An 8490-nucleotide genomic window follows, 5' to 3' on the forward strand; every position below is an offset into this window, starting at 1 on the left:
AAAGAAGATACCAAAGATGTTTCTACTGTTACTACTCCTGCTTCTATTACTTTAAAAGGGGATCAAACAGTTTATGTAATCCAAGGACAACAATATGTTGATTCTGGTGCTGTAGTGACAAACGGGAAGCTTGTGAAAACTACTGGTACAGTTCTTAATACTGTTCCTGGTTCTTATTCAATAAAGTATATTGCTGCAAATAATGATGGAGTTTTATATACAGCAACTAGAACTGTTACAGTATTGCAATTAGGTGACGGATCATTGGATCTTTCCGGTACTTATTTTGGAGGTAGAGGAAGCGTCCCTGTTCCTGCTCCTGTTACCATTACCAAAATTGCACAGGGTGTTTTTAAAGTGAGTGATTTTTTTGCTGAGTATTACGAAGTTAAAAGAGGATTGGGTGCAACATATACTGCACCTGGGTTATTGACCTATCTTGGGAATAATATAGCAATTATGCCGGTTGATGCTTCCTCCCCTTGGGGACCAATTAATATTGTTAAAAAATATATTAAAATTTCCCAGGATACTAATGGAAAAATCAGTATGCAGTATTTTATTATGACTACAGCTGATCAAAGTGCATTCCCTGGCCCATTCTATTTAAATCAACAATAATTTGTGAAATTTAATAATAGTATATATTATGAAAAATATAATAAAATATATATTGTTTATCGTTTTAATTTTTTCAATGGTAAGTTGTGAAACGATGAAAGATTACGATGAACAATATGCTGCTACTTATCCAATTTCTGGTGAGTGGTGGGTTAGATATACAATAAATGGTAAAGATACTCTTGCCCTTGGTTATACTAAATTAATCACAACAAATACTACTGCCAATGTTGCTTCAGAAATTTTAGCTATTGGTAAAACACGTTTGTTTAATTATAACTTTAAGTCAGGTTCTGATGTCGCAGCACTTACTTTTTCTGTAACAAACAGCGCTAATACTAATGCTAGCGATGCTGCTTTAATTAATTTTCCTAAATTTACTGTTGCAAATGGGAAAGTTATTTTGAAATCGGCTAAAGCTAATTCTGGCACTCTCTGCGATAGTATTAATTTTGAATGGAAACTTGATGCTGCTGCAGTTGATAGTGTTAATAAATATTATGCAAATCATACCGAACTTTTACCTCATATTCATTTTACCAATCCAACGGAGACTATTGTTGTTTCTGGTATAAGAAGAACAGGTTTTTCAATTGATGATCATTAGTTAATTAGAAATGTTTAAAAAAAGCTGCTTCTTTGAAGCAGCTTTTTTTTTGGAGTTAAGTCGCGCTATTTGCATAAACATTGCTGTCTGCTTTCTTTGTGAACCTTGTGTAATCCTTGTGCACTTTGTGGTTCAATATTGTTTGAAATGGTTTGAAATAAATTTACCACAAAGGCAAAAAGTACACTAAGAATACAATTTTAGTTTTTATTATCATCAATTTTGCCTTTGAATTTTGCCCTTGAATTGCCGCCAGCTTTAGCTGGCGGATACTGATAATCCAAGTATTTATTAGGCTTTAGCCCAATTATATTTTTAAAAAATCAAATTATGCTAAAATAATTTGGCTAAAGCCAGGGGAAATTGCTTATTCAACCCGTTGGCTAAAGCCAACGGCAATTCATAATTCAGAAATTATCAACTTCTCCTTTATTTGATTTTTTCATTATCCCATTATCCCATTGTCCCATTATCTCATTAGCAGATTATCCCATTATCTCATTATCTCATTATCTGGTAATCCAAAATATTTGGAAAATTTTTTTTGAATATTGGAATTACGGTTTTCATCGTTTAACTTTACAAAATTGGAAAATTGTAATTAAAAAATCATATTTTAGTTAAAATCATTACATTTTATAGATTAAAATGTAGATATTTGTGAAAATTAAAATATAAAATGGAAAAAATAGGGGGTGGTTATGGTAAAACAATTATTTTCTATTAAATCGCTGAAAAGAATTTACGAAGAGTCGGAAGACGAAAGTCACGCGCTAAAAAAAACATTGACTGCCCTTAATTTAACCACTTTGGGTATTGGAGCCATCATAGGCGCCGGTATTTTCGTGTTGACCGGTACGGCAGCTGCTACTCATGCCGGGCCTGCCCTGGTTATATCGTTTATTATCTCGGGAATGGGTTGTGCCTTTGCCGGTTTGTGCTATGCCGAGTTTGCCTCGATGATTCCCATTTCAGGCAGCGCTTATACTTATGCTTATGCTACTTTGGGCGAATTTATTGCCTGGATCATCGGCTGGGACCTTATCCTGGAATACCTTTTTGGGGCAGCCACGGTGGCTACCGGCTGGTCGGGCTATGTGACAAGTTTTCTTCATGATATAGGCATACATTTGCCGGATGTCATTTGCAATGCCCCTTTTGATTATGATGTTACAACGGGTTGGCATTGTACAGGCGCCATTATTAATTTTCCTGCCGTTTTTATTCTTTTGTTGATGGCTTCCTTGCTGGTGATCGGTATCCGGGAATCAGCAAAGTTCAATAACCTGATTGTAATCACAAAGATTATAGTGATTTTGCTTTTTATTGGTTTTGGCCTTTCTCATATCAATACGGCAAACTGGAAACCCTTTATTCCTGCAAATACCGGAATCTGGGGACATTATGGCTGGTCCGGTATTATTTCAGGAGCAGGTGTAATATTTTTCGCTTATATTGGTTTTGATGCGGTTTCCACTGCAGCCCAGGAAGCAAAAAATCCCAGAAGGGATATGCCCATTGGCATTTTAAGCTCGCTTGTGGTCTGTACAATATTGTATATCTTGGTTTCGCTGGTGCTTACCGGTATTGTCAATTATAAATATTTGAACGTGCCTGCCCCTATGGCCATTGCTATAGATCATGCCGGGCATTCTATGAACTGGCTGCGGCCATTGATTAAAATTGGGGCCATAGCCGGCCTTAGTTCGGTGATTTTGGTGTTGCTGATGGGACAGGCCAGGATTTTCTATTCTATGGCCAAGGACGGGCTTTTACCTGCTAAATTTGCCTCCGTGCACCCCAAATTCAGGACTCCTCATGTAACCACTATATTGACGACTATTGTCGCCTGTATTTTTGCCGGACTTTTCCCTGTAGGAATATTGGGGCAGCTGGTTTCTATAGGTACTTTGCTGGCTTTTACGATTGTATGTTGCAGTGTAATTATACTGAGAAGGAAAAGGCCGCATTTCCCCCGGCCTTTTAAAACCCCATTTGTACCCTGGTTTCCTGCAATAGGCGCTATCATTTGTCTGACAGAGATGATATTTTTGCCTTTCGATACCTGGATGAGGCTTATTGTATGGATGCTTATAGGATTTATAATTTATTTTACCTACAGCATGAAGCACAGTAAGGTAAACAACGACATTAAAAACTAAGTTTAAGGCCTAGGCTTTCAGCTGATTGTAAGAGATAAGGTCAATATCATTTTCAACCAGGTAGGATAACCAGTTCTCGTTTAACCAGAATTCGTATTCCGCTTTACGGTTGAGGTATGATCCTTCCCTGTTGTTTATTGCAGGGTGGGTCATAAATTCGACAATCGAATATTTATTAAACGCCTGATCTATAGCTTCTTTAAATATGCTCATGTTGGCTTCCGCCTTTTCGGAGAAAGTGGAAATCAGCGCCTGAGGCTTAATGAATGTGTTGAGGTTTGATGCGGTTAACATGGAAAATGCACGGACAATGGCCATTTTCTTGTTGTGCCAGTCCGTGACTTTGCAATTTCTGGTTTTTTTAATCTCCGTATCTTTTAAAATTTCAGTTATCATAGGTCCGATAAAGGGGCACTGAAGCACATGTTTATGGCTGTCGGCATGGGATATCGGTACATTCATAGCTATGAGAAAGTTGAGTTGGGCAAGAATTTCATTTTCCAATTCTTCCTTATCAACCCCGCCTATAGCAGCACGGATAAGCAATTTGGGCAAGGACAGGAAATTTCCGTCTTCACCAATAAGGGTTTGTACCTGCGGGAGAGGAGATACAGGTTCGCCACTGAGCAGGTTTATATGAAAACCTATGGAAATGTTATTATTCAAAAGTAATGACGCAACCGATTTATAATCAACAAAATTAGCCATTATGGAAGTGGAGGTGATTTTGCCTCTTCTGGCTAAAGTGAGAATCCCTTCGGTGGCGTCCTTATCCCATCCAAAATCGTCAGCATTGATGATCAAATGTTTTTTCATCACTGTATTTTCTCCCTTTTTATTTACCTTTTCGGTTTGAACTTTAATTTACTACCGGATTATAATTGTTGGTTTATTCCTGTTTTTTTACGGATTACAAAAGGACTGTGTTTCCCCTGGACATAATAATTGTGAATACCTATTTCTGCAATCAGGCCAAAACTAATCAGAATTAAACCAACTAAAATAAGGGCGATTGAAAAAAGAAATTCAGCCACATAATCCACCCGCAGGTTAAAATGTAAAAAGATGCTTCCAAAAAGGTAATAACCATTGAAAATTGCCCCAATCAGGAATATAATTCCTCCAACTACCCCAAATAACCTGAAGGGCTTATTGATGTAGGAAATAAAAAATTTCAAAAAAACGAGATCTATAATGACTGCAAACATTTTGCTAAGGTGATAGTTGCTTTTTCCTGCATGACGGGTTTTAATTTCAATGGGTATTTCTTTAACCCTGATTCCTTTCCGGGCAACCATTGCGCCCAAAAAGCGGTGCGAATCGCCTAAAAGGTTGGCATTTTTCAAAAGATAACTCCTGTATGCCTTAAATGTAGCTCCGAAGTAACTAAGTTGAACGCCTGAAATTCTACAGATTATGTGATGGGCAATATTGGCGATGAAACTTTTAAATATCCCGTCAGGCCTTTTGGCTTTGGCACCGCCCACCATCTCGTATCCTTCTTCAATATTTTTCAGTAATTCGGGAATATAAACCGGGTCATGCTGCATGTCGCCATCCATGGCAATGACCACATCCCCTTTGGCCTGTTCAAATCCGGCCCTTAGGGCAATTGTTTGTCCGTAGTTGCCTGCAAGGTCTATGCCTTTAAGTTCCGGCTTTCTTGCAGACATATTTTCAATAACATCCCAGGTGTTATCCATACTTCCATCATTTACAAAAATCACCTCATAAGCATAGTTCAAAGAATCCATAACCTGAATTATTTTTTCTGCCAGAAGTTTGGTGTTACCTTCTTCGTTATAACTGGGAACAACTATAGATACAAATTTGATGGTGTATGACATTTTTAGTAAATTTATTATGAGATGTTAAATGAGGTTCATTTTCAGAAATTTTTGGAATAAAATATTTTCCTTTGCAAAAATATAGATTAGAAAATTTGATTACAAAAAAAAAAATAAAAATGGAATTTCACTTTACTCCATCTGAGCGGTTAAAAAAGATATTAAAGGTCATTGTTAAAGTAATTATTTCATCTATAGCTTTATACATTGTTCTAAAAAATATAGACCTGAAAAGAACCAAAATCATTCTTAGTCAGTCAAATATGTTATGGCTTTTGTTCGCCTTGATATTTTTTAATTTCAGTCAGATGATTAGTTCTTTCAGGCTGAATTATTTTTTTAAAGCCATAGGTCTTTCTTTAAGTTCAAATTATAACATGAAATTGTATTATGTCGGGATGTTTTATAATTTGTTTCTTCCCGGTGGAATTGGGGGGGACGGGTACAAGGTATACTTGCTGAATAAACATCATAAAACACCGGTCAAAGATCTGATTTGGGCCAGTTTGCTTGACCGTGGAACCGGCCTGGTCTCATTGATTATCCTGGCATTGATTGCATTGATTTTCAGCAGGGCTTACCTGGCGATGGCCGGTTTCCGTTACCTGGTTTACGTTGCCCTGGTATTTATCCTTCCGGTTTATTATCTCTTCGTAAAAATTGCATTTCCAAAGTTTGTGGGTGTATTCAAAAACACCAATTTCCTGGCATTGGTGGTCAATACGGTTGAAACGGTTGGCATGATTGCCATTTTGCTGGCTTTGCATGTTCATGCGCAATACAGCGATTATCTGGTGCTCTTTTTTATAGCAGATATTGCAGCGGTCATTCCTTTTACCATTGGGGGAGTAGGAGCCAGGGAACTGATATTTTTGCTGGGTTGCAAGTACCTCAGCATTGACGTCAACACCGGCGTAGCCTTCAGCCTTATCTTTTTCCTGATTACTGCCCTTAGTTCATTCACCGGCGCTTTTTTAAATGTTCAGGAAAGCGAAAATAACTAACGGCAGTCAGGATGATATTTGACCAAAGAGACGGTCTGGTGTTTTTTCCTGATTAAGACATCAAAATAATGGGTATATTGATTCTTATATGCTTTATAGGGATCGTGTATCAGGGTATAGCCGTCACTTTGGCGTTTTTTCCATTCCAAGGCCTGCATCCGTTCCCGGGTAAAATAAAAGAGGGTAGATTCATCAATATCTTCATAAGACATATATAACCTGTCATTTTTTGTCTGCCTGGCAACCTGAACCGCATTTTCTTTGCAGATAATCTCCGGTGCCTCGGCCTGCCTTACCGGCAGAATAAACCAGTTAAATCCTATGCGGACTACCAGTAAAAGAATTGCCAGAATGGCCAGTCTGAATTTTTTTGTTTTGAAAAACAGCCATAATAGGGAAGCAGAAAAAATTAAAAGAATGATGCTTGCCGGAATGGCATAACCTACCTTGCGTGTAGAAGGCACAAATGGATAGGCTGCTTGAGCTAAGGTTAATATTACTGCCGTAATGATCAGCAGTACATTTAATATTTTATAATTCAAGGTATTATTTTTCTCGTGTTCATCGAATAAGTAGAAAAGCACGGTAAATAAAAGCGGAATGAGCATAAAGAGGTAACGCGGATAAGTATCAGGCGAAATCCAGTATATCAAAATATTGGCCAGGAAGATCAGGGAGCAATACAAGATAAATGGATCAGATTTGATCCGTTTCCATACATTTTTGCTAAAAAGCAGTACGATCATCAACGACCAGGGGAAGAAATGATAGGTTATTTCAACGGGGAAGGTAAAGAGGTGGATGATGGTCTTCAGGAAGCCCATTTGTACGGCAGTTTTTTTGGTCGATTCGTTGAGCAGGTTTTCAAATACAACAAGAATAGACCCGGGGTTACTTTTGTAGTAAGCGAAATAATAGGCTCCTGTAATAATCAGAAATATAAAAATTCCGGTGAAATGGGGGATGGAAAATAATTTTTTAAAATTTTTATGGTAAATAAACAAAGTGAGCAGGGTAATACCCTGGAATGCCACTGCAGGTAACCCTTTCATTAAAAATGCTGCTGCCGTGAGCGCGTATGAACAGATGAACAGCAGGTAATATTTCTCTTTGGAGAAGAAATAATAAATCAGCATAAAGTTCAGGTAGACCACCCACGAAAAAGTGATGTCTATAAGCCCCAGCAGGGAATCATAAAATAAAATCCTTCCGCAGGTAAGAAACATCAGGGCAGCGACAAAACCCTTGAAAGTCCCAAAATGTTTTTTCGTTACATAAAAAATTGTATAAAGGAAAATAAGCAGAAAGATTATGGTCGGCATGCGTTCCGTAAATTCTGTGAAATTTCCTGCCAGGCGGAAAAAGAAAATTAAAATCCAGTTGAACAGCGGGGGTTTATTAAAATATAACACGCCTCCCATATAAGGCACGATATAATTATGCCTCAGGATCATTTCCAGGGCAACTGTGGCACGTATGGCTTCATCGTTGATAAAGGGCATCAGCCCAAGATGAATCAGTAATGCCGGTAACACCAGGATACCTGCAAGAAGGTAAATATATTTAGGATTATTCCGGAAATAATCTATGAAAGGTTTCACTTTTATTGAATTTTTAGAAAAAGGTCAAAGTTAATCATTTTCCTTCTTAAAAATCACAAAGTGGTTTTTGTTAATTGAAGTTTCGCAAGTAGTGAAAAGGGGTTATAACGGGATACTGCTTCATGATAATACTCAGTGAAACTCAGTTTTTTCTCGGCGTAAATGAATATCATGACACTGGCTTAGAAGATAAATAGTTTGAGGTGGTTCGAAATGGATGAAAGGTTTGAGGCAGTTTGAAATGGTTCAATTAATCAACGATAGAAATTAAAAGTCCTGGAATTTTTTAATGTATCACCGGTCTGGTTTAGCCCCTTCGTACAGCGGGGTTGATGGGCATAAATCAGGAGCTTTAAATTTTATTCCGTTCCGGGAAACAAGACCATACTGCTTGTTTGTCGGAATATCTTTAATTTCTCTGTGGGCTCTCCGTGAAAAACTCTGTGGTTCTCTGTGTAATAATTAAATGCTTTAACACAGAGTTGCACTGAGAAGACACAGAGTTATACGGAGAAAAATCTATGTGCCTCCATGGTTTTCTTTACGTTAAAACTTTATTCAAACTTTTTATTCTCCATAAAATACAGGAGAATGAGATCGCTTCGCTTAGTTGTCGTCACAAAAAGTTTACAAAAAAGACTGTGACTG

The 8490-nt window shown here is 37.6% G+C and carries 7 protein-coding genes; 4 read left to right on the forward strand and 3 right to left on the reverse strand.

Annotated elements, in window-relative coordinates:
* The 3 genes from Q8907_09170 to Q8907_09180 form a co-directional block, all read left to right on the forward strand.
* On the forward strand, nt 1–621 hold a 621-nt coding region (locus tag Q8907_09170), incomplete at its 5' end, for a DUF5012 domain-containing protein (protein ID MDP4274434.1).
* A gap of 28 nt (nt 622–649) precedes the next feature.
* Nucleotides 650–1228 carry a lipid-binding protein gene (locus tag Q8907_09175; protein ID MDP4274435.1) on the forward strand — a complete coding sequence of 193 codons (579 nt, stop codon included), beginning with the start codon at nt 650–652 and terminating at the stop codon, nt 1226–1228.
* 701 nt (nt 1229–1929) lie between these two features.
* The gene (locus Q8907_09180) at nt 1930–3390 is read left to right on the forward strand and encodes an amino acid permease (GenBank protein MDP4274436.1); all 1461 of its coding nucleotides are present in this window, start codon (nt 1930–1932) and stop codon (nt 3388–3390) included.
* A 9-nt stretch (nt 3391–3399) separates the two neighbouring features.
* On the opposite strand, the gene Q8907_09185 is transcribed toward Q8907_09180, so the two are convergent.
* Nucleotides 3400–4206, reverse strand: a complete 807-nt coding sequence (locus tag Q8907_09185) for a ChbG/HpnK family deacetylase (GenBank protein ID MDP4274437.1) — start codon at nt 4204–4206, stop codon at nt 3400–3402.
* 59 nt (nt 4207–4265) lie between these two features.
* Complete coding sequence (locus Q8907_09190) at nt 4266–5237, reverse strand: glycosyltransferase family 2 protein (GenBank protein ID MDP4274438.1); 972 nt, start codon at nt 5235–5237, stop codon at nt 4266–4268.
* 119 nt (nt 5238–5356) lie between these two features.
* Between Q8907_09190 and Q8907_09195 the strand changes: the two genes are divergently transcribed.
* Entirely contained in the window at nt 5357–6241 is an 885-nt protein-coding gene (locus Q8907_09195) for a lysylphosphatidylglycerol synthase transmembrane domain-containing protein (GenBank protein ID MDP4274439.1), read from the forward strand.
* On the opposite strand, the gene Q8907_09200 is transcribed toward Q8907_09195, so the two are convergent.
* Complete coding sequence (locus Q8907_09200) at nt 6238–7842, reverse strand: glycosyltransferase family 39 protein (GenBank protein ID MDP4274440.1); 1605 nt, start codon at nt 7840–7842, stop codon at nt 6238–6240. The two genes, Q8907_09195 and Q8907_09200, sit on opposite strands and share 4 nt — an antisense overlap.
* Nucleotides 7843–8490: the final 648 nt, after the last annotated feature.

The sequence above is a fragment of the Bacteroidota bacterium genome (assembly GCA_030706565.1).
In the GTDB taxonomy this organism is placed as follows: Bacteria; Bacteroidota; Bacteroidia; order Bacteroidales; family JAUZOH01; genus JAUZOH01.